Origin of the sequence: Sphaerisporangium flaviroseum, from assembly GCF_039537005.1 — a bacterium.
Taxonomy (GTDB): domain Bacteria; phylum Actinomycetota; class Actinomycetes; order Streptosporangiales; family Streptosporangiaceae; genus Sphaerisporangium; species Sphaerisporangium flaviroseum.
The window spans coordinates 166,095-189,254 of sequence record NZ_BAAAZR010000043.1; the positions used below are offsets into that span (position 1 = coordinate 166,095).

General features: G+C 69.7%; 20 protein-coding genes. 12 read left to right on the forward strand and 8 right to left on the reverse strand.

Translation table 11 applies throughout. The annotated features are described in order from the left end of the window. Window positions 1-359 precede the first annotated feature (359 nt). From ABD810_RS35575 to ABD810_RS35590, 4 genes are read right to left on the reverse strand one after another with little or no spacing between them, the layout of a single operon-like run. Window positions 360-1,253 carry an ROK family protein gene (locus tag ABD810_RS35575; RefSeq protein ID WP_344951312.1) on the reverse strand — a complete coding sequence of 298 codons (894 nt, stop codon included), beginning with the start codon at window positions 1,251-1,253 and terminating at the stop codon, window positions 360-362. Continuing rightward, on the reverse strand, window positions 1,250-2,443 hold the full coding sequence (locus ABD810_RS35580; protein WP_344951315.1) for a sugar ABC transporter permease: 1,194 nt from the start codon (window positions 2,441-2,443) through the stop codon (window positions 1,250-1,252). Before ABD810_RS35580 ends, ABD810_RS35575 begins: the two co-directional genes overlap by 4 nt. Next, on the reverse strand, window positions 2,440-3,159 hold the full coding sequence (locus ABD810_RS35585) for an ATP-binding cassette domain-containing protein (RefSeq protein WP_344951317.1): 720 nt from the start codon (window positions 3,157-3,159) through the stop codon (window positions 2,440-2,442). Before ABD810_RS35585 ends, ABD810_RS35580 begins: the two co-directional genes overlap by 4 nt. Continuing rightward, complete coding sequence (locus tag ABD810_RS35590) at window positions 3,160-4,254, reverse strand: sugar ABC transporter substrate-binding protein (protein ID WP_344951320.1); 1,095 nt, start codon at window positions 4,252-4,254, stop codon at window positions 3,160-3,162. A gap of 396 nt (window positions 4,255-4,650) precedes the next feature. Between ABD810_RS35590 and ABD810_RS35595 the strand changes: the two genes are divergently transcribed. The 3 genes from ABD810_RS35595 to ABD810_RS35605 all read left to right on the forward strand — a co-directional run bounded on the left by ABD810_RS35595 (window position 4,651) and on the right by ABD810_RS35605 (window position 8,016). Continuing rightward, window positions 4,651-5,598 carry an ROK family protein gene (locus ABD810_RS35595; protein ID WP_425567016.1) on the forward strand — a complete coding sequence of 316 codons (948 nt, stop codon included), beginning with the start codon at window positions 4,651-4,653 and terminating at the stop codon, window positions 5,596-5,598. A gap of 70 nt (window positions 5,599-5,668) precedes the next feature. Then, complete coding sequence (locus tag ABD810_RS35600) at window positions 5,669-6,733, forward strand: 3-isopropylmalate dehydrogenase (RefSeq protein ID WP_344951324.1); 1,065 nt, start codon at window positions 5,669-5,671, stop codon at window positions 6,731-6,733. Window positions 6,734-6,918: 185 nt separating this feature from the next. Beyond that, a complete protein-coding gene (locus tag ABD810_RS35605) occupies window positions 6,919-8,016 on the forward strand; it encodes a branched-chain amino acid aminotransferase (RefSeq protein WP_344951327.1) in 1,098 nt (365 codons plus the stop codon). A gap of 60 nt (window positions 8,017-8,076) precedes the next feature. Here the strand turns inward: ABD810_RS35605 and ABD810_RS35610 are convergent, their stop codons facing one another. After that, complete coding sequence (locus ABD810_RS35610; RefSeq protein ID WP_344951330.1) at window positions 8,077-8,727, reverse strand: O-methyltransferase; 651 nt, start codon at window positions 8,725-8,727, stop codon at window positions 8,077-8,079. A 313-nt stretch (window positions 8,728-9,040) separates the two neighbouring features. Between ABD810_RS35610 and cimA the strand changes: the two genes are divergently transcribed. Then, the gene (cimA, locus tag ABD810_RS35615) at window positions 9,041-10,615 is read left to right on the forward strand and encodes a citramalate synthase (RefSeq protein WP_344951333.1); all 1,575 of its coding nucleotides are present in this window, start codon (window positions 9,041-9,043) and stop codon (window positions 10,613-10,615) included. 99 nt (window positions 10,616-10,714) lie between these two features. On the opposite strand, the gene ABD810_RS35620 is transcribed toward cimA, so the two are convergent. Then, window positions 10,715-12,013, reverse strand: coding sequence for a zinc metalloprotease (locus ABD810_RS35620; protein WP_344951336.1), 1,299 nt, complete (start codon window positions 12,011-12,013; stop codon window positions 10,715-10,717). Between the two features lie 1,434 nt (window positions 12,014-13,447). On the opposite strand from ABD810_RS35620, the gene ABD810_RS35625 reads away from it, so the two are divergent. The 5 genes from ABD810_RS35625 (at window position 13,448) to ABD810_RS35645 (ending at window position 17,110) form a co-directional block, all read left to right on the forward strand. Next, window positions 13,448-13,819 (forward strand): group I truncated hemoglobin, encoded by a 372-nt coding sequence (locus ABD810_RS35625; protein WP_344951339.1) that lies wholly within the window; start codon window positions 13,448-13,450, stop codon window positions 13,817-13,819. 11 nt (window positions 13,820-13,830) lie between these two features. Next, window positions 13,831-14,955 (forward strand): globin domain-containing protein, encoded by a 1,125-nt coding sequence (locus ABD810_RS35630; RefSeq protein ID WP_344951342.1) that lies wholly within the window; start codon window positions 13,831-13,833, stop codon window positions 14,953-14,955. Then, entirely contained in the window at window positions 14,952-15,575 is a 624-nt protein-coding gene (locus ABD810_RS35635) for a DivIVA domain-containing protein (protein WP_344951345.1), read from the forward strand. Before ABD810_RS35630 ends, ABD810_RS35635 begins: the two co-directional genes overlap by 4 nt. 206 nt (window positions 15,576-15,781) lie before the next feature. Beyond that, a complete protein-coding gene (locus ABD810_RS35640) occupies window positions 15,782-16,084 on the forward strand; it encodes a MarR family winged helix-turn-helix transcriptional regulator (protein ID WP_344951347.1) in 303 nt (100 codons plus the stop codon). A gap of 81 nt (window positions 16,085-16,165) precedes the next feature. Further along, a complete protein-coding gene (locus ABD810_RS35645) occupies window positions 16,166-17,110 on the forward strand; it encodes an aminoglycoside phosphotransferase family protein (RefSeq protein ID WP_344951350.1) in 945 nt (314 codons plus the stop codon). Between the two features lie 158 nt (window positions 17,111-17,268). On the opposite strand, the gene ABD810_RS35650 is transcribed toward ABD810_RS35645, so the two are convergent. Continuing rightward, window positions 17,269-18,972: a heparinase II/III domain-containing protein gene (locus tag ABD810_RS35650; RefSeq protein WP_344951353.1), complete on the reverse strand. Its 1,704-nt coding sequence runs from the start codon at window positions 18,970-18,972 to the stop codon at window positions 17,269-17,271. A gap of 323 nt (window positions 18,973-19,295) precedes the next feature. Here ABD810_RS35650 and ABD810_RS35655 point away from each other — a divergent pair, with 323 nt between their 5' ends. Next, complete coding sequence (locus ABD810_RS35655) at window positions 19,296-20,255, forward strand: helix-turn-helix transcriptional regulator (RefSeq protein WP_344951356.1); 960 nt, start codon at window positions 19,296-19,298, stop codon at window positions 20,253-20,255. 105 nt (window positions 20,256-20,360) lie between these two features. On the opposite strand, the gene ABD810_RS35660 is transcribed toward ABD810_RS35655, so the two are convergent. Beyond that, complete coding sequence (locus ABD810_RS35660) at window positions 20,361-20,774, reverse strand: antibiotic biosynthesis monooxygenase family protein (protein ID WP_344951359.1); 414 nt, start codon at window positions 20,772-20,774, stop codon at window positions 20,361-20,363. Window positions 20,775-20,927: 153 nt separating this feature from the next. Between ABD810_RS35660 and ABD810_RS35665 the strand changes: the two genes are divergently transcribed. Together ABD810_RS35665 and gltX are read left to right on the forward strand one after the other, a co-directional pair. Continuing rightward, window positions 20,928-21,704 carry a fumarylacetoacetate hydrolase family protein gene (locus ABD810_RS35665; protein ID WP_344951362.1) on the forward strand — a complete coding sequence of 259 codons (777 nt, stop codon included), beginning with the start codon at window positions 20,928-20,930 and terminating at the stop codon, window positions 21,702-21,704. A gap of 58 nt (window positions 21,705-21,762) precedes the next feature. After that, window positions 21,763-23,109: a glutamate--tRNA ligase gene (gene gltX, locus ABD810_RS35670; protein WP_425567017.1), complete on the forward strand. Its 1,347-nt coding sequence runs from the start codon at window positions 21,763-21,765 to the stop codon at window positions 23,107-23,109. Window positions 23,110-23,160 lie beyond the last annotated feature (51 nt).

A 23,160-nucleotide genomic window follows, 5' to 3' on the forward strand; every position in this document is an offset into this window, starting at 1 on the left:
AGGTTCTCGTACTCATTACCTGCCGCGGCGGGGCCTGATCAGGGCAGGCCGGCGACCCGCCGCGGTGTGTGGCGTTCGTCGGCTGTGAGACCCGTCCCGATCCGCGATCCGGATCAGGACAGGAGCGCCGGTCCGCATTGGTGACCGGAGCCCGACTAACCCGTTCCCCATCGCGTGCGCCGAGCGCACGCTTCCTAGCGAGCGAGACTTCGACATGTACGACATGTATCCCTGGAACCGTCCGGACGAGCCGCGCCACGAGGACGAGACACCCGACCCCGTGCAGACCGCACTGGACCGCCGCGACAACGGCGGCGTGCCGGTCCGCTAGCACCACGATCACCCTGACCGCGGGGTGATCACTCCCTCGCGGTCAGGGTGAGGGCGAGGGCGCCGTAGAGGGGGGCGTCGTCCACGAACCTGGCCGCGGTGACCTCGGGCGGGAAAGGAACCGCTCGCCGGATCTCCGCCGTCAGCCGGGGCACGATCCGGCGTGACGCCCCCATGAGCCCGCCGCCGATCACCACGCGCTCCGTGTCCAGGACCACGCACACGTTGGCGATGGCCATGGCGAGGGCCTCCACCGCGCCGTCCAGCAGGGCACGTACGGCCGGGTCGCCGTCGGCCTCGAAGAGCGAGGCGGCGTTCACCGGCCGCCCCAGGAGGGCCGATCCGCGCTGCGCCAGAGCGTGCCCGGACACCACCTCCTCCAGCGGCGCGTGGCCGTCGGCGAAGGCCGGGTCGCCGGGCCCGCTGAGCAGGTAACCGATCTCGCCCGCGGCGCCGTGCGCTCCTTGCACCACCATCCCGTTGACCACGAGCGCCGCGGCGAGCCCCGTGCCGAGGTTCAGGTAGAGCCCCGTACGGACACCGCGGAGCGCGCCCCAGCGCAGTTCGGCGGTGGCCGCCGCGTTCACGTCGTTGTCGATCGCGACCGGAGTGTCGCCGAACTCCTCGCGGAGCAGCCGGGGCAGCTCCAGGCCCTCCCAGCCGGGCACCGTCGGCGCGAGCAGGACCGTCTCCCCCCTGACGACGCCGAACGTGGAGACCCCCACCGCCTGGAGCGTTCCCGGCCACTCCGCCAGCTCGCGGGCGGCGGCCAGCGACCTCCGCAGCACCTGCTGGGCGCCCTCGCCGCCCAGGGTCGGCAGCCGGGTCTTACGCAGCGGCCGGTCGACGCTGTCCCACGAGGCGATGGCGAGGGCCACCTTGGTGCCGCCGAAGTCGATGCCCAGCACGAACTCCTGGCTCACCGGGCGCTTCCACGGCGGGCCAGCGAGTCGATCGCCACGGCCAGGGCGAGCACGCTCGCGGTGACCATGTACCGCACCGAGGAGTCCACGTTCAGCAGCAGCATGCCGTTGGTGATCGACTGGATCACCAGGATGCCGAGCAGGGCCGCGTACGTGCGTCCCCGGCCGCCGAACAGCGACGTGCCGCCGATGACCGCCGCCGCGATCGCCATGAGCAGGATGTCGCTGCCGCCTGAGCTCTGGTTGACGGCCGCGAGGCGGCTCGCCGCCAGGATGCCGCCGAACGCGGCCAGCGCCGCCGAGAGCACGAAGGCGAGCAGGCGGATGCGGGTGACGTTGATGCCCGCTCGCCGTGCGGCCTCGGCGTTGCCGCCCACGGCGTACATCCACCGTCCGAAGGCGGTGTGCCGCAGGACCAGGTCGAGGACCACGACCAGCGTGCCGAAGATGACCAGCAGAAGCGGCACGCCGCGGTCGGCCTGGAGGACGAGCACGGCGGCGGCCAGGACGAGGGCGAGCCCGCCGGCCCGTACGGCGGCCCAGTAGGCGGGGCCGACCGGCAGGTCCGCCGCGCGGCGCAGCCGCCGGCTCAGCAGCAGAGACCCTCCGTAGACGCCGGTGAGCGCCAGCGCGAGCGTCCACGCCGACCATGGCGGGAGCCAGGTGTCGCTCAGCTTCGCGACGAACCCGTCGAAGGGCAGGTTGACGGTGCCGCGCTCGCCCAGCAGGTACAGCAGCAGCCCCTGCCACCCGATCAGCCCGGCCAGCGTCACCACGAACGAGGGCATCCCGATCCGGGTGAACAGCAGGCCCTGCACCAGCCCGACCACAGCGCCCGCCGCCACCGCCACCGCGATGGCGAGCACCGGATTCCACCCCTGGCGGACGTTGAGGATGGTCATCACGACCGCGCAGAGGCCGCTGACGGAGCCGGCGGACAGGTCGATCTCGCCGAGGAGCAGCACCATGATGATGCCCAGCGAGATCGTCCCGGTCGCCGCCATCTGCAGGGCCAGATTGGTCAGGTTCTCCGGCGACAGGAAGTGCTCGTTCAGGGAGCCGAAGACGATCGCGATCGCCACCAGCCCTCCGACGACGGGCCAGGCCCCGAGGTCGCCCCGCCGTGCCCGCTCGATCGCCTGTTTGGGGCTGTACGGCCTGCGTGGCGGGTTCATGGTCGTCGTGCTCATGCGGCGGCTCCGGTGATGGCGGCCACGATGGACTCCTGCGAGGCGTCGGCCGTGCGGAACTCGCCGGCGTTGCGGCCGAGACGCAGCACGGTGACGCGGTCGCTGACGGCTCGTACATCCGCGAGGTTGTGGGAGATGAGCAGCACCGCGAGCCCTCGGTCGCGCAGCCGCCGTATCAGGTCGAGGACCTGGGCGGTCTGCTCGACGCCGAGGGCGGCGGTGGGCTCGTCGAGGATGACCAGGCGGGGCTCGCCGATCAGGGCGCGGGCGATGGCCACCGACTGCCGCTGGCCGCCCGACAGCATGGCGACCGGCACCCTGATGTCGTGGATGCGCACATCGAGCTGGGTGAGCAGGTCGCGGGTCGCCCGTTCCATGCGGATGTGGCCGAGCACCGACCAGCGCCGCCGCTCGGATCCGAGGAACAGGTTGGCCACCACGTCCAGGTTCTCGCACAGGGCGAGGTCCTGGTAGACCGTGGAGATGCCGAGGGCCTGCGCGTCGTGGGGATTGCCGATGCGCACGGGCCGGTCGTCCATGGTGATCTGCCCGCTGTCGGGTGAGATGACCCCGGAGATGGCCTTGACCAGCGTGGACTTGCCCGCCCCGTTGTCGCCGACCAGGGCCACCACTTCACCCGGAGGCAGGTCCAGGCCGACTCCGTCGAGGGCCTGGACCGCGCCGTACCGTTTGGAGATGTCTGTCGCGCGGATCATCTAGCCGATGCCCGCCTTGGCGCACGCGGAGGCCGCCTCGCCCTTGCAGATGTCGGCGACCTTGTAGAAGCCGTCCTTCACGATCGTGTCCTTCACCTTGTCCGCCGTGACCGCGATCGGGTCGAGCAGGAAGGCGGGGATGGCGGCCGTCCCGTTGTCGACGGTGGTCGCCGCAGGGGGCTTCTCGCCCCTGCCGACCGCGACCGCCAGCTCCGCCGACTTCTCCGCCTCGCTCCTGATGTCCAGGTAGATGGTCATGTACTGCTCGCCTGTCAGGATGCGCTGGACCGCCGCCAGCTCGGCGTCCTGCCCGGTGATGGGAAGCATCGGGTCGTAGCCGGCCCGCTTCATCGCGGCGATCGCGCCGCCCGCCATGCCGTCGTTCGCGGAGAGCACGCCAACGATCTTGTCCCGGCCGAGCGCGGTGATGGCCTGTTCCATCTCCTGCTGGGCCTTGTCGGGGCTCCAGTCGGGGGTGTCGAACTCCCGCCCGACCTTGACCTTGCCGTCGAGGACGTTGTGGGCGCCCTTCTTGTAGTCGGCGGAGCTCGGGTCGGTGGTCGCACCGTTGATCATGACGATCTGGCCCTTGTCCCTCGTGCCCTTGGCCTCGAGCGCGTCCAAGAGCGCCTGGCCCTGCATCTCGCCGACCCGCACGTTGTTGAACGAGACGTAGTAGTCGTAGGCGATGCCGGAGATCAGCCGGTCGTAGGCGATGACCGGGACCTTCTTCTGCTTGGCCTGGTTGACCAGCGGGGCGACCGCCGCCGCGTCGACCGCGTCGAGCACCAGCACGTCCGCCCCCTGGGTGAGGGCGGCCTCGACCTGTTGCTGCTGCTTGGCCGCGTCCTGGTCGGCGTTGGAGTACAGCACCCGGCATTCGGCGCACAGGGCCTTGACCTTGGCTTCGAACAGGGGCCTGTCGAAGGCCTCGTACCGCGTGGTCTTGGACTCGGGGAGGAAGAGGGCGATCGTCGGGGCCTTCGTGGCGCCGGTGTCCCCCTGGCCCGAGGGGGCCGCCTCGCCGGTGGAGCCGCCGCAGCCGGTGGCCAATACTGCTATCGCAAACGGAACCGCGAACCATTTCGCTCGCATGCTTCCCTCTCAAGGGGTTCGGGGAGGTCACTACAGGTACTTGGCAGCATGCTGAACTGCGCGTACAAATTTGGCAAGGTCTTTAACGAACTTGCCGCGCGACCGTGCCGTGGTGGAGCGTGTGCCAATCTTGGGGGCGTGGTGGGTATCGCCGGTACGGCAAGCACGACAGCGGTGCTGCGAGTGATGAACGAACGCGCGGTCTTCGGGGAGATCTTCCGGCTGGGGAAGGTCTCGCGGCCCGAGCTGGCGCAGGCGACCGGCCTGTCCAAGCCGACGATCTCCATGGCCCTGGCCGACCTCGAACGCGCACGCCTCGTCCGGCCGATCGGCCTGCGCACCGGGAACGCCGGGCGCGCCGCGTTGCTCTACGAGATCCGTCCCGAGGCGGGCTGGGTGCTGGCCGTCGACGTCGGCAGAGAGTTCGTCCGGCTGGCGCTCGCCGACCTGGTGGGGGACATCGCCGCCCGCGGGGACGAGCGCCGCAAGGGCGGGGAGACGCCCGCCGAGCTCGTCGCCCGGCTCGGCGAGCTGACCCGCGAGCTGGCCGACGAGGCCGGAGCGGCCCTGGAGGACATCACCCTGACGGTCTTCGGCACTCCCGGCATCCATGACAAGGAGACCGGCTCCCTCCAGTTGGCCCCCAACCTGCCCGGATGGGAACGGCCGGGAGCGATCGAGCTGCTCGCCGGCGTGGTCCCCGACACGCCGTACATCGTCGAGAACGACGTCGACCTCGCGGCCGTGGGGGAGGGCGCCTACGGTCTCGGCCAGGGCGTCGACCACTTCGCCCTGGTCTGGATCGGCACGGGCATCGGCATGGGCGTGGTCATCGACGGCAAGCTCTACCGCGGCGCCCAGGGGGCGGCAGGGGAGATCTCCTACCTCCCGGTGGGGGAGGGCGACCCGCTGGTGAACAGAGGGCGGGGCATGCTGGAGTCGGTCGCCTCGGCCGACGGCGTGGTGGCGCAGGCCGCCCGGCTCGGCCTGGAGGGTCTGACCAGCGCCAAGGACGTCTTCGACGCGGCCCGCCGGCAGGACCCGATCGCGTGCCAGGTCGTCGCCGCCGAGTCCGACCACATCGCCCACGCCCTGGCCGGCGTCATCGCCGTGCTCGACCCCGAGCTGGTCGTGCTGGGCGGGGGCATCGGCGTGCAGGCGGGCGACCTGCTGATCGGCCCCGTCACCGGCCGGCTGCGCGACCTGGTGGCGCTGCGCGTGCCCATGATCAAGGCCTCCACGCTCGGCACGGAGGCGGTGCTGCTCGGCGCGATGGCCGTGGGCCTGACGACCGCCCGCGACCTGGTCTTCGAGCGCGCGGTGGCCCAGGCCCCGCCGGGCTAGCGGGAGCCACGCGTGTCCGATTGCTGAGACGCGGTGTTCGTTGGTCGAGACGGACCGGTAGGGTACGACCATGCGGGATTCTCACAACATCCGTCTGGCCGTCATCCCGGGAGACGGCATCGGCAGCGAAGTGGTCGCCGAAGGGCTCAAGGTCCTCGACGCGGTCGGCCTGAAGGTGGACACCACCACCTACGACCTCGGCGCCGCGCGCTATCACGCGACCGGCGAGACCCTGCCCGATGAGACCCTTGCCGAGCTGCGCGGATACGACGCGATCCTGCTGGGCGCGGTCGGCGATCCCAGTGTGCCGCCCGGCGTGCTCGAGCGCGACCTGCTGCTCAAGCTCCGCTTCGAGCTCGACCACTACGTCAACCTGCGTCCGGTCAAGCTCTTCCCCGGCGTCGAGACCCCGCTGGCCAAGGCCCGCCCCGAGGACATCGACATGGTCGTCGTCCGCGAGGGCACCGAGGGGCCGTATGCCGGAGCCGGTGGCGTCATGCGCCGCGGCACCGCCCAGGAGATCGCCACCCAGGAGAGCCTCAACACCGCCTTCGGTGTCGAGCGTGTCGTGCGCTTCGCCTTCGACAAGGCGATGTCCAGGCCGCGCAAGAAGCTGACCCTGGTCCACAAGACCAACGTCCTCACCTACGCAGGCGACCTGTGGGCGCGCGTCGTCGAGCGGGTCTCCGCCGAGTATCCCGAGGTCACGACCGACTACTGCCACGTCGACGCCGCCTCGATGTTCTTCGTCAGCCAGCCGCAGCGGTTCGACGTGATCGTCACCGACAACCTCTTCGGCGACATTCTCACCGACCTCGGCGCGGCCATCGCGGGCGGCATCGGCCTGGCCGCCAGCGGCAACGTCAACCCCGCGCGCCCCGGCTCGGCCTCCTGGTCGCCCAGCATGTTCGAGCCCGTGCACGGCAGCGCCCCCGACATCGCCGGGCAGGGCAAGGCCGACCCCACCGCCACGATCCTGTCGGTGGCCATGCTCCTCGACCACCTCGGGTTCACCGACGACGCGGCCCGGGTCGAGCGCGCCGTGGCCGACGACCTCGTCGAGCGCCAGGTCGACTGGGTCGCCCGCGCCACCTTCGAGGTGGGCGACGACATCACCGCACGAGTAGCCGGCTGAGGGGCCGCCCGACGCCGAACCGACGCGCATGGTGGCCCTGGGGGCCGCCGTGCGCGTTTTCGCGTTCCGGGGGCCGCTCCGGGGACACACTCCCGTATGTCCAGATGATGCAGTAGTTTCCCGTTACCTGGTCCGTCGCAGAATGGATGCAGGCGAGACCTACAGAGAAGAGAAGGATCTCCGACATGACCACCGCTCAACAGCTCCGCTTCGACGTGCAGCTCTCCGACGCCGCTCGCACTCCGGGCGAGCGTGAGCGGGTACTGGAGGACCCGGGATTCGGGCAGACGTTCACCGATCACATGATCACGGTCGAGTGGACCGAGGGGCAGGGCTGGCACGACGCCCGCCTCACGCCGTACGGGCCGCTCACGCTCGATCCGGCCACCTCGGTCTTCCACTACGCGCAGGAGCTCTTCGAGGGCCTCAAGGCCTACCGGCAGGCCGGCGGCTCGATCGTGAGCTTCCGGCCGTTCGCCAACGCGGCCCGCTTCAACAGGTCCGCCCGCCGCATGGCGATGCCCGAGCTGCCCGAGGAGGTGTTCGTCGAGTCGCTGGAGCTCCTCGTCCAGACCGACCGCGACTGGGTGCCGACCACCGAGGGCCACAGCCTCTACCTGCGACCCTTCATGATCGCGACGCAGGCGGCCCTGGGCGTCAACTACCCGTCCAGGACCTACAAGTACATGGTGATCGCCTCGCCCGCCGCGGCCTACTTCGAAGGTGGCGTCAAGCCCGTCTCGGTCTGGCTGTCCCAGGACTACACGCGCGCCGCTCCTGGCGGCACCGGCTTCGCCAAGTGCGGGGGGAACTACGCCGCCGCGTTCGTCGCCCAGCGGCAGGCCGTCGAGCAGGGCTGCGACCAGGTGGTGTGGCTGGACGCGTTCGAGCACCGCTATGTCGAGGAGATGGGCGGGATGAACCTGTTCTTCGTCTTCGGCGACCGCCTGCTCACCCCCGAACTGACCGGGACGCTGCTTCCCGGCGTCACCCGTGACTCGCTCCTCACCCTCGCCGCCGACCTCGGGCTCACCGCCGAGGAGGGCAAGATCTCCATCGAGGAGTGGCGGGCGGCCTGCGAGTCGGGCGAGCTGACGGAGGTCTTCGCCTGTGGTACGGCCGCGGTGATCACGCCGGTGGGCTCGGTCAAGGGCGTCGGCGGCGGCTGGACGATCGGCGACGGCAGCCCAGGAGAGCTCACGCTTCGCCTGCGCGAGGAGCTGATGGGAATCCAGTACGGCACCCGCCCCGACCCCCACGACTGGGTGCACAAGATCTGCTGACCCGGTGGAGGAGCCCGGCCGCCGGCCGGGCTCTCCTCGGTACGGCTCCGGCGGAACCGGTCAGCGCTTGCGGATGAAGGTGAGGCCGTCGGCGATCGGCAGCAGGGTGCTGGTGACGCGGAGGTCGCCGATGACCAGGTCGTTGAACTCCCGCATCGTGGCGGCGTCCCCGTCGGTGTAGTCGGCCACGGTGCCGTGGCGAAGCGTGTTGTCCGCGAGGATGACGCCGCCGGGCGCCAGGCGGGACATGATCGCCTCGTAGTAGGCCGGGTAGCTCGCCTTGTCCGCGTCGATGAACGCCAGGTCCACCTCGGGCCGTACGGGGAACTGCCGCAGGGTCTCGGCGGCCGGGCCCAGCCGGAGCTCGATGAGGTGGGAGACCCCCGCCTTCTCCCAGTATTTGCGCGCGATGGCGGTCCACTCGTCGCTGACGTCGAAGCAGGTCAGCCTGCCGTCGTGGGCCAGCCCCCGGGCCATGCAGATCGACGAGTAACCGGTGAACGTGCCGATCTCGACGACGTTCCTGGCCCCGGTGATCTGGGTGATCATCGTCAGGAAGGTGCCCTGCTCGGGGGATATCTGCATGCCCGCGCTGTCGCCCGTGGCGGTCAGTGTCTCCTCGGCCAGCTCCTTGAGGATGTCATCAGGCGGGGTCGTGTGTCCGACGATGTACTCGGCGACGTCGGCGTTGAGGAACGAGAAAGCCTTCATGGAGGCCATTCTCGCCCCTCCCGCGATCGTGGGCCGTGCATGCGGCCGGACCTGGCCATCTTCGGATCTCACCGCCGCCGTGGTCCGCATGGTGAGATCAATGTGCCACATGGTGGCGATGTGTGGCACACTTCGTTGCACCATGTTCTACGGTCTGCTCATTATCAGCAGGCGCGCCGGCTGACAAAGGACACCGCCGGCGCGCAGACCTCTCACGTCCGTGAGGGGTCTTTTTGTTTGGGCCAGGGTTCCGGCCGAAGGCGAAACCGCGCGTGGCGAACGAGAAGCAACCCCGCGAAGGAGACAGAAAACCATGGCCGACGACCGCTTCCACGTCTACGACACGACACTGCGCGACGGGGCGCAACAGGAAGGGCTCTCCCTGACCGTTGCCGACAAGCTCGCCGTCGCGCGCCATCTGGACGACCTGGGCGTCGGTTTCATCGAAGGCGGCTGGCCCGGGGCCAACCCCAAGGACACCGAATTCTTCCGGCGGGCTCAAACAGAGCTCGACCTGAAGCACGCGCAACTCGCCGCGTTCGGCGCGACCCGCCGAGCCGGAGTGAAGGCAGCCGATGACCCATTGGTGGCCGCATTGCGCGAATCCGGCGCGCCGGTCGTGACCCTTGTCGCCAAGAGCCACGACCGGCACGTGGAGCTGGCCCTCCGTACGACTCTCCAGGAGAACCTCGCGATGATCCGCGACACGGTTTCTCACCTTCGTGCGGAGGGGCAGCGGGTCTTCCTCGACGCCGAGCACTTCTTCGACGGCTACGCCTCCAATCCAGCCTACGCGCTGGAGGTCCTGCGCACCGCGGCCGAAGCCGGGGCCTCGGTGATCGCCCTCTGCGACACCAACGGCGGCATGCTGCCCGACGAGCTCGCCGATGTCGTCCACCACGCGGTCGGCACCGGCGCCCGCATCGGCATCCACTGCCACGACGACACCGGGTGCGCCGTCGCCAACTCGCTGGCCGCGGTGAAGGCGGGCGCCACCCACGTGCAGGGCTGCGCCAACGGGTACGGCGAGCGCTCCGGCAACGCCAACCTGTTCACCGTCGTCGCCAACCTCCAGCTCAAGCGGGGCTTCGACCTGGTGCCGCGGGAGTCGCTGGCCGACATGACCCGCATCGCCCACGCGATCACCGAGGTCACCAACGTCACGCCGAACTCCCACCAGCCCTACGTCGGCGTCTCGGCGTTCGCCCACAAGGCGGGGCTGCACGCCAGCGCGATCAAGGTCGACCCCAACCTCTACCAGCACATCGACCCCGCACAGGTCGGCAACGACATGCGCATGCTCGTCTCCGACATGGCCGGCCGGGCGTCGGTGGAGCTCAAGGGCAAGGAGCTGGGCTACACCCTGGACTCCGACCAGTCGCGGCAGCTGGTCGACCGGGTCAAGGACCTGGAGTCCCGAGGGCACACCTTCGAGGCGGCCGACGCGTCCTTCGAGCTCCTGCTGCGCGACACGGTCACGGGGGAGCGCAAGCGGCACTTCACCGTCGAGTCCTGGCGCGTGATCGTCGAGCGCCGGCCCGGCGGGGACGTCGTCAGCGAGGCGACGGTCAAGCTGCACGCCAAGGGGGAGCGCATGGTCGCCACGGGCGAGGGCAACGGCCCCGTGAACGCCCTCGACCGTGCTGTGCGCCTCGGCCTGGAGAAGCTGTATCCCGAGCTGGCCGAGGTGGAGCTGATCGACTTCAAGGTCCGGATCCTGGAGGGCACGCACGGCACCGGCGCCATAACCCGCGTCCTGATCACCACCAGCGACTCCACCGGCGAGTGGGCCACGATCGGCGTCGACGAGAACATCATCGAGGCCTCCTGGCAGGCGCTGGAGCAGGCGGTGACCTACGGCCTCCTTCGGGCGGGCCACGCCGTCTGATCCCACCGGCGGTGCCGTCGGATCCCCGGCGGCGGCGGGGGCCGGGGCCGCGGGGAGTGACGGCCCAGGTCCCGGCAGGGACGCGGGCCGTCACGAAGATCAGGAGACCAGGACGCGATCCGGGTGGAGCCTGCGCCTTCGGCGGGTCCTCAGCAGGCTCCGCACCCACATCACGATGCCGCCGCCGTTGAACAGGATGAACAGCACGGCCAGTGACAGCATGTCCGGCCAGGTGAACCCGCTCTCGTTCGAGCCACCCGCGAAGAACGCCACCACCTGGCCGCCATAGAAGATCAGCAGCGGGACGGTGATGAAGGCCAGTGACGCGATCGCGGCGAACCTTCCCACCACCCAGAGCACCGCGAACAACCGGATGGACCACATCTCCCGCCGTTTGATGCCGGACTGGTCGATCAGCCTGCGTGACCTGCGTACCCTGCGGACGAGGTTGAGCAGGTACGCCTCGGTGTCGGCCATCAGGCTCTTGCAGTTGAGTGCCGTGGCCACGGCGTAGTAGAGATCCGTGCGTACGAACATGTAGCACTGCACGATCAGCCGGATGACGTAGGTGAAGATGAGGGCGGCCAGGACGATGCGCACCGGCTCGGGCAGGGGGACGATCTCGCTGCGGTCCAGCCACAGCACGATGATCAGAAGTGACGAGGAGACGATGTCGAAGAGCACTCCCGCGAGCAGGGCGAAGTAGCGCTTCCGCCGGGGGAGCAGCCAGACCCCTGACATGTCGGTCTGCGCGACCATGATGTAGAGCTGGTTCCCGATCTCCATGCGCGCTCTGACGCCCACCCTGCGAGCGGCCAGCACGTGCGCCAGCTCATGCAGGACGACGCCCACGAGAGCCAGGATCATCACCGTCCACAGGTACGCCCAGAAGTGGTCGTGGAACCGCAGGCTCGATTCCCCCGGCATCAGCGACGGGTCGGACACCACCAGGGCGGCGGCCGTCAGGACGATCAGCGCGCACACCACCATGACGGGCGCGCTCAGCAGACGCTGGGCGGTCTCCTGGGACACCCAGTCCAGGTTCCACACCCGGCGGCGTGGCCGCTTCGATGCGGCCTCGGGCGCGGTGACGGTGGCGGTGGGGGGGACCACGAACCCCTCCTCGGCCAGCGCGTCGAGGAACGGCTCGATGTCCGGGGTCTCGTGGTACTTCTCCTCATACCGGCGGGCGGCTTCTTCGACGGTGTGACCGGCGGCCAGCCACTCCAGGATGTCCAGGCCCTCGATCGGCACGGAGAGGTACACCTGGCGCTGGTCGTCGCCGATCACGGCGGTGTCGCCGTCGCGCCGCGACAGGTAGGGACGCACCTCGACCGGCGTGTCGGGTGGATAGCGGGTCATGGCGGAGACCGGCGTCTCAGTGGCGGAGTGGCTCATGGCAGAGCCCTTTCTGGGTGGGGGGAGGACCTGGACGGCCAGTAGGCGGGAGCCCGGGATACGGGCTCCCGCCTACTGGTTCCGCGGGCTTACCACGAGAAGTCCGTGGATCGCCTGGCCGGCTACGCCGGGGGCTTGACGCACGAGTCGACCGGCGAACTCGCCTTCACCGACTCCAGCCGGCGCACGGGCAGGCTCTTCTTCTTGTTCTTCATCGACACCTCCTTCCCGGGGTCGTGCGCTGACACCGGCCGGGTCCGGACGGTGGGGTCATATCCGGTGCGTACGCGGCCCCAGGTCGCGCGACACGCACCGGCAGGTCCAGCAGGGACGACGGCGACGGGGTGCCGCCGTACTGGGCCCCTGGAGGACTGGTCATGCATCGGGCTGCCGATCGTCGTACGGGTCACAGTCACAGGCGTCGGTGGACGTGTCATTTGCCGGTAGGGGGTACGTATTTCCGAACGCCACGGTGACCTCGTTTCAGAACTTGATGTCCATGGCGTTATCGTGCGGTGCGCAGGTGTGTGCGGGCATCTTCTTGATTGCGATACAGAAAACGGTGTAAAAATGTAAACCCGGGGGTCAGTGAACGGGCTCGGGCCGGATGACCGAATCCCTCGCGGACCTCGATCGGCCACCACTTCGACGAACCGTTGTCACAGCCCGTTCTTCCTGCTCAGCATCTAGATCACCGCGATTTGAAATTCACTCGCGCCACATTTCACTGTGCGGCGGCGGCGATACCGGCGGCCGGCGCGCTTTCGAGGTTTCCTGCGCCGGAGTGCGCGGGCCGAGAGGCGAGGGCATCACTCGCGGAGTGGCCGCGTCGCAGCCTTCTTTCTTAGGCGTGACGAGGCCGTCGAGTTCCGAAATGCGCACCCCTTACGGGGTGGGAGGCCGTTTCGTCGCCTGACGCCGTGGCGATCGAGGAAGGCGGAGAAGGCCGCAGGGGCCGTCTGGCGACCGCCATCGGGGCCGCGCGGCACCGCCTCCGCACCGGCCGCCGCTCGGCCTGGCAGGTGGCCGGCCCAGCGCGTACGGGAAGGGCGTCAGCGCCGGGGCGGCCGGCGTCGTCGGCGGGGATTCGCCCCGCCTGCGCCGCCGACGCGATATCGGCCCGGTGAACATCCCGAGATCGGCCAAGTTCTGGACTGGGCATAACGGTCGGTAGCAAATGCGAAACGGATGATGTTTCTGTGACAAGGGATGCGATTGCTGCTTAAATAGCCGCGGATCTCGTGGTCCACACGTACGCCACATCTTGGACGCGACCTGAGCCTCCAGCATGCCATGCTCTGACGTCGGCGGAAGGTGGGGGCGTGCTCATAGGGCCGGCTCCGCGCCGGCTCTGCGCATAGCGGCGAAAGCCTGCCCAGCTGCGCTTCCCTTGCACTACGGGATCGGTCAAATGTGCCTGGTATAGGAGGATTTGTGGCGATTTCGCCGTCGTATTACGACCAGATCGCTGGTGCACAGGTTCTTCCGGATATCGTCCAGCAGTTCTATACGATCGTGCTCGATGACCCCGATCTCAAGCCGTACTTCGACGACGTCGACATGGCCAGGCTGAGGCGGCACATGGTCATTCTGCTGGGCGCCATCCTCGGCGGACCATATGTATACGAGGGCCGGGAGTTGGGTGAAGCTCACAAGGGGCTGGGCATCACCGACGAGCACTACGGCAAGGTCGTCAAGATCCTTGTCACGCTGCTGCGCCGGAACGGTGTCGGCCAGGAGGTCATCAACCATCTCGTCGTCAGCCTGACCCACGCGCAGCCGGCCATCGTGGCCGGCCCGGCCTAGGGACCGGTCACGTGGACACCCAGGCATTGAAGGAAAGCTGGCGGGCGGTCGCCCTGTCGGGCGATCAGGTGCCCCTGTTCTTCTACTCGGCCCTGTTCCTCATGCACCCCGAGACACGCGACCTGTTCCCGGTGTCCATGGCGGGACAACGCGACCGGCTGGTCCGCGCGCTGGGGCACGCCGTCAGCAGCGTCGATCGGCTGGATGAGCTGGTCCCCTTCCTCCAGCAGCTCGGCAGGGACCACCGCAAGTTCGCCGTCGTCGCCGGTCACTACCCGGCCGTGGGCGAGGCGTTGCTCGCCACGCTCGCGCACTTCCTCGGTGATCGCTGGACGCCCGAGCTGGCGCAGAGCTGGACGGAGGCGTACGGGGTGATCTCGGAGGCCATGATCGGCGCCGCCACCGACGCTTCCCGGACGACACCGCCCTGGTGGGAGGGCGAGATCATCGCCCACGAACCTCGTGCCCTCGGCATCGCGGTGATCCGCGCCCGCCTCAACTACCCCTATCCCTTCCGTGCGGGCCAGTCGGCGTCGATCTCGCTCGGTATGCGGTCAAGGCTCTGGCGCTACTACTCCATGGCCAACGCGCCCCGCCAGGACAACACCGTCGACCTGCACGTACGGGTGGTGGACGGCGGCACGGTCAGTACGACGCTCGTCCATGGCGCAAGGGTCGGCGACGTGCTGCGCATCGGCGCGCCGGTGGGCGACCGGCTGACGCTCGACGGCCGCATGCCCGGAGATCTTCTGCTGATCGCGGGCGGTACGGGCGCCGCCCCGCTCAAGGCCCTTGTGGAACAGGTGGCCTACGAGGGACCGCAGCGCAGGGTCCACCTTGTCGTAGGAGCCCGCAGATCAAGGGAGCTGTACGACCTCGACGCGCTGTCCAAGCTGGAAGCCGTCCATCCTTGGCTGACCGTGACCCCCGCCGTGTCCCACGACCCTCTCTACCAGGGCGATCAGGGATACGCCGTGGACGTTGCGTTGCGGTCCGGCTGGCGTGGCGAAGAGGTCTTCGTGTGCGGTTCCGAGCCGATGGTCCAGGCGAGCGTCGCACGGCTCGTGGACGCCGGCGTGCCATCCGAGCAGATCCACTTCGACGAGTTCACCAGCGACCGAGGCCGGGAATCATGACGGTAGAGATGACATGGGAAGGCCCGCGACGTGACCGCCGGCCGCTCACCCCCGATCGCATACGCAACCAGGCGTTCCCGCGCACCAAGATCGGACACCGGGGTTACAGCTCGGAGGAGGTGCACGCCTTCCTCCACCGCGTCGCCGAGGACGTCGCGGCCGGCGACAAGGAGAAGGCCGATCTGCGCGCGGAGATCGACCGCCTGAAGCACTGGTACGCCGATCACGGAGTGGACGTGGACGACTCCGGCACACGGCGCGAGGCCAGGCTGAGCGTCGACGCGGTGAACATCCTCTCCCGCGCGCAGCAGACGGCCGACGCCCAGATCGCCGAGGCCGAGGACTACGCCCGCCGGCTCGTCGCCCAAGCGCGACACCAGTACGAGGAGATCCTGCAGGAGGCGCAGCAGCGGGCCGAGGAGGCCGCCCGCCAGGCGGTCACGGTGTACCGCTCGGGGGACGGCGTCCAGACGGCGGAAGCCGAGGAGCTGGAGCGCCGTATCGCCTACCTGCGGACGTTCACGGAAGTGACACAGGTCCAGCTGCGTGCGGTCCTCGAAGGGCTGTCGCACCAGGTCGACAAGCTCGGCAGCGTCCCAGAGCCGGTCCCGAAGCCGTGACCGGCAGTGCCCCGTGCCGCCCGGCACGGGTCGCCAGGCTGGTGCGCAGGGCCGCTTAGCCGGCGCGCGGGGGCGCCTGTGCCGTGCTCCAGGACGCGCCTAGCCGGCGCGCAGGGGAGCCAGTGCCGTGCTCCAGGACACGACCTGGTCCAGCATGGCGTTGAGGGTCTGCACGTGGTGCTCGCCTGGCTTGAACACGGTTGCGGATGAGCGAGCTCGCCTTGGCGTGCGACCTCTCCCTGAGCGGGATGACCCGCCTGGTCACCCGGCTGGAAGCCGGCGGCCTGGTCGAGCGTGTCCAGTGCGCCGAAGACGCCCGTGGATACAAGGCCGTCCTGACCGACGCAGGTCTGGCCCGCCTTGAGGAGGCCTACCCCAGCCACCTGGCCGGCATCCGGCGCCACATCGTCGACCATGTCGACCCGGCGGCCCTCCCGGTCCTCACCCAGACGATGGAACGCATCGGCGTCCCCGCCGCCGAGATCATCCGATCGAACGCCCGCTCGTAGCCGTTTCCGCCCTGATCCGGATCTGCGGGTTCCAGTGATCTCCATGACGTCGATCGAGGGCAGGTCCTGGAGCGCGAGCCGGTGACGGGTTACCGTTCCGGCATGATCCCGCGGGAGCTGGCCGGCAACGTCGTAACGGTGTGGGGCGACGATGGAGCCCGATGGCTGGAGAAGCTGCCGTCCATCCTGGACACCGTGGCCCGCGACTGGGATCTGACGGTAGCGGAACCGTACGAACTGTCCTACCACTACGTCACCCGGGTCGTCTGCGGAGATGGCGAGCCGGCCGTGCTCAAGCTGGGCGTGCCGGGCGCGACCTCACTCGCCGAGGAGGTCCCCGCGCTGGCGGCCTTCGGCGGTCACGGGGCGGTCCGGCTGCTGCGGGTCGACTTCAGCCGCGGTGCCCGGCTGCTGGAGCGTGTCACCCCCGGCCGGCGCCTGCGCGAGCTGGTGCCCCGCCGAGACACCGAGGCGACATCGGCGCTGGCCGCCGTGATGAAGCGACTGCACGTACCGCCACCGGCCGACTGTTCGATCCCCGATGTGCTGTCGCAGATCGAGGCCTTCGACGACTACGCGACCGCACACGGGGAGAGCGGACCGCTGCCACTGGACCTCATCGTGCGTGCGGCTGGACTGATGCGTGAGCTGTGCGCGTCGGCCACCGGACGTGTCGTCTTGCATGGCGACCTGCACCACGACAACGTCCTGCGTGCGGCGCGCGAGCCATGGCTGGCGATCGATCCGCACGGCCTGGTCGGTGACCCCGGCTACGACGTCGGCGCGTCGCTGGTCAACCCGGATCCGGACGACCGCGACGAGGCGCTCACCGCACTGGTCCCCGCGCGGGTCGAACAGTTGGCCGAGGAACTGGCGATGCCGGTGGACCGCGTCGTGGCCTGGGGCTTCGTCAAGGCGGTCATGTCGGATGTGTGGACGGCCGAGCAGTGGACCCCCGGCGCGCACTGGTCCCCGATCAGCCGAGCCTTCGACGTGGCCCGCCTCCTCCTGCCCCGCCTGGCGTGATCCGGTCGTTGGAGGTGTGGGGGCTTGCCCCACAGGGCGCGGCCCGAGCGCGATTGCGCGAAGCGCGGGACCGCGAGGCCCAATTCGTACGGTGAGCTGCCCACATTGGGTTTCCCGGGGAACGGCCTTCACGTACAGCGAGTGCTCGGGGGCGGTTCTTACGAGAGGGTTCCGGAGGCGCCGGCCTGGAAGGAGGCGTCACCGGTGGAGGTCGTGACCGTGACGCGGGTGCCCGAGCAGGTGACGTCGGGCTTGTCGGTGCCGGGGACCACGATGGTGAGCAGGGAGCCGGTGGCGGGGGAGGTCACCACCGAGGCGGGCACCTTGCGCATGTACGACGGCGACACCCAGCCCTGGTAGGGGCTCGTCCGGCCGCGCACCACCGACTGGCCGGAGACGGGCTTGCAGGACGGCATCGCGAGTTGGACCAGCGTGGCCTTCCAGCCCGACTTGTCCTTCACCACGATCTGGCCGCCGCTGGTCGAGACCGGGGTCAGCGACGGGTCCAGGTGCCAGTGACTGCGCGCCCGCGCGCCGGACGGGACGGTGTCCAGCACCGCCATCAGGTCCTCGTCGTGGTTGACCAGCACCGACCGGTTGCGGCTCACGCCGTAGGCCTTGTCCGTCAGCTTGTACGACTGCCGGTCGTCCTTGACCGAGGAGCGGACCAGGGACGTCGCCGTGCGGCCGCGGAACGGCCTGCCGACGACCACCGGCACGTTGTGCGCCTCGGGGGAGATCGTCCAGTAGCGGTACGGTGTCTGCTCGTAGGAGTGGAAACCGGCCTCCACCAGCACGTCGTGTCCTTGGGCGTAGTAGGTCACGCCCATGTGGTCCTCGTGCCCGTGGAACTTCAGGCCGGGGCCGAAGCGGATCGAGTAGAACGCCGACTCGGGCTTGTCCCACGCGGTACGCCCGAAGACGTAGCCGGCGCGGAACACCTCCACCGTCTTCTTGGGATGCTTGAATCCCGCGGGCTTGACGTCGGCGCCGCCGTCCCCGATGGGGACCATGAAGCCGTTGGGCCCGGTGGCGTGGGTGATGTAGGACTCCAGCGACTCCCAGCGCCTCTGGATGTCCGAGGGCACCTTGCGGCCGCAGTCCTCGATGGCGTCCATCGCCACCTTCAGCCGCTCGTGGACGTAGATGCCGTAGCGCGGGGCCTGTTCCTGCAGCGCCCCCTGGGAGTCGATGGCGAGCTTCGCCGATCCGCTCATGCGGCGGAGGGCGAGGTCGGCCCACTCCTTGTGACGGGTACGGCAGCCGATGCCCAGCAGCGCGATGTCCTGGTCCAGGCCGTGGTTGTGCCCCTTCTCGTACAGGGCCGGGTTGGACAGCATCCTGGCGTGGTCCCCGAGGCTGCGGGTGAGCCATGACGCCTTGACGTGCTTGCTCAGGCAGACAAGGACGGGGGCGCGCAGGGCGATGGGGTGCTCGGCCCAGGCGTACGCGCTCGCGCGGGAACCGCCCCGCGGGTTGCTCTCCACCCACGACTTGACCAGTTCGGTGGCGCGCTTGAGGTACCTGTCCTCTCCGGAGGTCTCGTAGTCGGCCACGAGCCGGCCGACCCAGCGCAGCGAGGCGAAGACCATGTCCCACGAGCGGTTCTTGTACGGGCTCCAGCGCCAGTTGATCGTCTTGCCGATCTTGACGGGCGGGAGGTCCAGGAACTGCACCTCGCCCGACATGACCTGTGTGGACGTCGGGGTGGCCGGCAGCCAGTCGCCCTGGCATTCCGAGGTGGGCTTCGCGGAGGCCCGCGTGCCGAGGGTCCCGGCGGCGGCGGGCGCCGCCTGGGAGATCCCGCCGCCGGTCAGGAGGAGGGTGAGGAGAAGACCGAGAGCTCGTGAGCGGCGGGGCACGCCATTTCCTTCCGTACCGAAGTGGGGCGGATCATGCTGACATGAATCACACCGAATCGGTCAAGTAGCAGGGGCCCCATCCAGCACATCGTTAACAACCAGATGCCATGGCGCCCCCGGTCGCGACGTGCGCGGCCGGGGGCGTACGAGGTGGGCCGCTCCATCGGCGGACCACCGGTACGGGGCGGGCATTCCGGCGCGGGCCGCGGGCGGGGCTTCGAGTATCGCGGTCATTCGAGTGCCTCCTGATTTGGAGGCCGTTAAGACCACGCTAGGCTGGATAGCGGCCACTTCCTGACCGGAATGACGAGCACCCTGAAGACATGGCGAACACGAGCTCACGGACGCTGCGATTGCTCTCCTTGCTGCAGACCCACCGCTACTGGCCGGGCGCGGAGCTGGCCGGCCGGCTGGAGGTCTCGGTCCGCACCCTGCGCCGCGATGTCGACCGGCTCCGCGAGCTCGGCTACCCGGTGGAGGCCCATCGCGGGGTCGACGGCGGCTACCAGCTCGCCGCCGGCGCCGCGCTGCCTCCGCTGCTGGTCGACGACGAGGAGGCGGTCGCGCTGGCCATCGGGCTGCGGATGGCGGCCCAGGGTTCGGTCGCCGGCATCGAGGAGTCCTCGGTCCGCGCGCTGACCAAGGTCGTCCAGGTCATGCCGCCCCGGCTGCGGCGGCGCATCGAGGCGCTGCGCTCGGCGACCGTTCCCACGGTGTGGGGCAGCGGGCCGACCGTCGACGCCGGGGTGCTGACCGCCGTCGCCCAGGCCTGCCGCGACGAGGAACGGTTGCGGTTCTCCTACCAGGCGCGCGGGGCCGAGCCGGGCGATCGCCATGTCGAGCCCCATCGCCTGGTCTCGCTCGGGCGTCGCTGGTATCTGGTGGCCTACGACCTGATCCGCCACGACTGGCGCAGCTTCCGCCTCGACCGCCTCGACGACCCGCGCAGCACCGGTGAGAGGTTCCGGCCGCGCGAGCTGCCCGCCGAGGACGCCGCGGCCTTCGTACGGGCCGGCATCGACAACATCGCCGCGCCGTACGCCTTCGAGGCGGTGCTGCACGCGCCCGCGGAGAGGGTTCGCCGCCTCGTCGGCCAATGGGGAACGATCGAGGAGATCGACGAAGGGCGATGCCTGCTGCGGATGAGCTCGGACACGCTCGACTGGCCGACGATGGCCCTGGGCGTGGTGGGCGCGGACTTCGAGGTGATCCACCCACCCGAGCTGATCGACCACCTACGCGACTGGGGCACCCGCTTCACCCGCGCCTCCGCCGGCGCCTGATCGGGATAGGCCCGCGCGGGGTCAGGGCGTGTGCGGGCCGGGGCCGGGGCGCCTGCCGGTGTCGCCTCCGGGCGGGCGGCACCGGCGGCGCGCCGTGTCACGGGCTCAGGACTTCCTCCGCCCGGTGCTCTGGACGACCTCGAAGGACCACAGCTCCGAGCCCGTGGCCGCCGGTCCTTGACCGTGACCATGCCCCGGCCCCTGCCCCTGCCCGTGCCCCTGGCTCGGCCCCTGCCCATGGCCGTGCCCCTGCCCCTGCCCCTGGCTCGCGGCCTCGGCCGCCGCCTGCGCGTGGCCCGCCTGGAAGGACTGGCTCTCCTGCCAGCGCTTGAAGTCCTCCTCGCTGCGCCAGCGGGTGTACACCAGGTACCTGTCAGTGCCCTCGACCGGCCTCAGCAGCTCGAACCACTCGAAGCCGTCGGACGACTCGACCATGCCGGCACGGTTACCGAACCGGCGTTCAAGCTCCTCGCGCATCTCGGCCGGGACCGTCAGCGCGTTGATCTTCACAACGGACATGTCCACTCCTCGTCAGGCGTGTTCCTACCGGTCGGCCCGCCTGCCTTGGCCGGCGGCGAACCCGGTACCGCCACCTTACGATCGACCACCTCCGCCAGGCGTTCCGCGACGGTGGTGTCCCTGCGGGTTCGTGCGCGGCACTAGCCTTGTGGGGTGCGTATCGCAAGGTTCTCCACAGGTGAAGGTGTCGCTTTCGGCGTGGTCGAAGGCGCTCAGGGTGAGGAGTTCGTCGCCAGGATCGCCGGGCACCCGTTCGGTGAGATCCAGTTCACCGGCGAGCGCTACCCCCTGCAGGAAGTCCGCCTCGTCGCCCCGATGCTGCCCAGCAAGATCATCGCCGTCGGCAGGAACTACGCCGAGCACGCCCGTGAGATGGGCGGCGAGCCTCCGGCCGAGCCGCTGATCTTCAGCAAGCCGTCCACGTCCGTGATCGGGCACAACGAGTCGATCGCGTATCCCCACAAGCTCTCCGAGCGCGTCGACTACGAGGGCGAGCTGGCCGTGGTGATCGGCCGCCTGTGCCGCGAGGTGCCGGTCGAGCGGGCCCACGAGGTCATCTTCGGATACACCTGCGCGAACGACGTGACCGCCCGTGACCTGCAGCGTAAGGACGGGCAGTGGACGCGGGCGAAGGGGTTCGACACCTTCTGCCCGCTCGGCCCGTGGATCCAGACGCAGCTCGACCCCGGCGACCTGGCGATCACGACGACCGTGAACGGCGAGCTCAGGCAGAGCGGGCGCACCTCCCAGCTCATCCATGACATCCCCAAGCTGATCTCCTACATCACCGACGTCATGACCCTCATCCCCGGCGACGTGATCCTCACCGGCACCCCGGAAGGCGTCGGCCCGCTCGACGACGGAGACGAGGTCAGCGTGGGCATCGAAGGCATCGGCACTCTCACGAACCGGGTGGTTCCCCGTGACTGATTCCCAAGGCTCGGCGGAGCCCACGCTGCGGGTGCGCTTCGCGCCCTCCCCGACCGGCATGTTCCACGTGGGCGGCGCCCGCTCCGCGCTGTTCAACTGGGCGCTGGCCGAGCAGTCGGGCGGCAGGTTCGTCCTGCGCGTGGAGGACACCGACGCCGCGCGCAACCGGCCCGAGTGGACCGAGGGCATCATCTCGGCCCTCGCCTGGATCGGCATCACCGGCGACTCGCCGTACTTCGAGGGTCCCTACTTCCAGTCCGCGTACGAGGAGCAGCACCGCGCCGCGGCGGCGAAGCTGCTCGCGGACGGCAAGGCGTACCACTGCACGTGCACCCGTGACGACGTGAAGGCGCGCACGGGCTCGGAGCACCAGGGGTACGACGGGTTCTGCCGCGATCGCGGGCTCACCGAGGGGGCGGTGCGCTTCCGCACGCCCGACGAGGGCGTGACCGTGGTCGACGACCTGGTGCGCGGCCGGGTGGAGTTCCCGAACCAGGCCATCGAGGACTTCGTCATCGCCCGTGGCGACGGCTCCCCGCTGTTCGTCCTGGCCAACGTGGTCGACGACATCGAGATGCGCATCACCCTGGTGGTCCGCGGCGAGGAGCACCTGTCGAACACCCCCAAGCAGCAGCTCCTCTGGGAGGCGCTCGGCGTCACCCCGCCCACGTGGGCGCACCTGCCCGTCATCGTCAACGAGAAGCGGCAGAAGCTCTCCAAGCGCCGGGACAAGGTGGCGCTGGAGTCCTACCGCGAGGAGGGGTACCTCCCCGAGGCGATGGTCAACTACCTCATGATGCTCGGCTGGGGCCCGGGCGACGATCGCGAGATCATGCCCTGGTCCGAGATGGTCCCGCTGTTCCGGCTCTCCGACGTGAACCCGTCCCCGGCGTTCTTCGACGAGAAGAAGCTGCGGGCGTTCAACGGGGAGTACATCCGGGCGCTGCCGGTCGAGGTCTTCATCAGGCGCTGCGAGCCCTGGCTCGACCCGAGCTGGGGCCGGGAGGCGTTCGAGAAGGTCGCTCCGCTGGCGCAGACGCGCATCGCCGTGCTGTCCGAGATCACCGCCAACGTCGACTTCCTCTTCCTGGACGAGCCGGTCTTCGACCAGGCGAGCTGGGACAAGGCGATGAAGCCAGGAGCCGAGCAGATTCTGACCGGCTATCTCGCGCGGCTGGAGACCGTCTCCTTCGACCCCGAGTCGCTGAAGACCGCTCTGGAGGAGGTCGGCCTCGATCACGGTCTGAAGCTCGGCAAGGCCCAGGCCCCGGTCCGCGTCGCGATCACCGGCCGCACGGTGGGGTTGCCTCTGTTCGAGTCGATCGAGGTACTGGGCCGCGAGAAGGCCGTCGACCGCCTGCGTAACGCTCTGGCGCGCCTCCGGAGCCAGGCGACGCCCTCCTGAGCACGGAGCCGCGAGGGCGCGCCCGGCCGCCTGGCCCCGACGGGGCGCGCC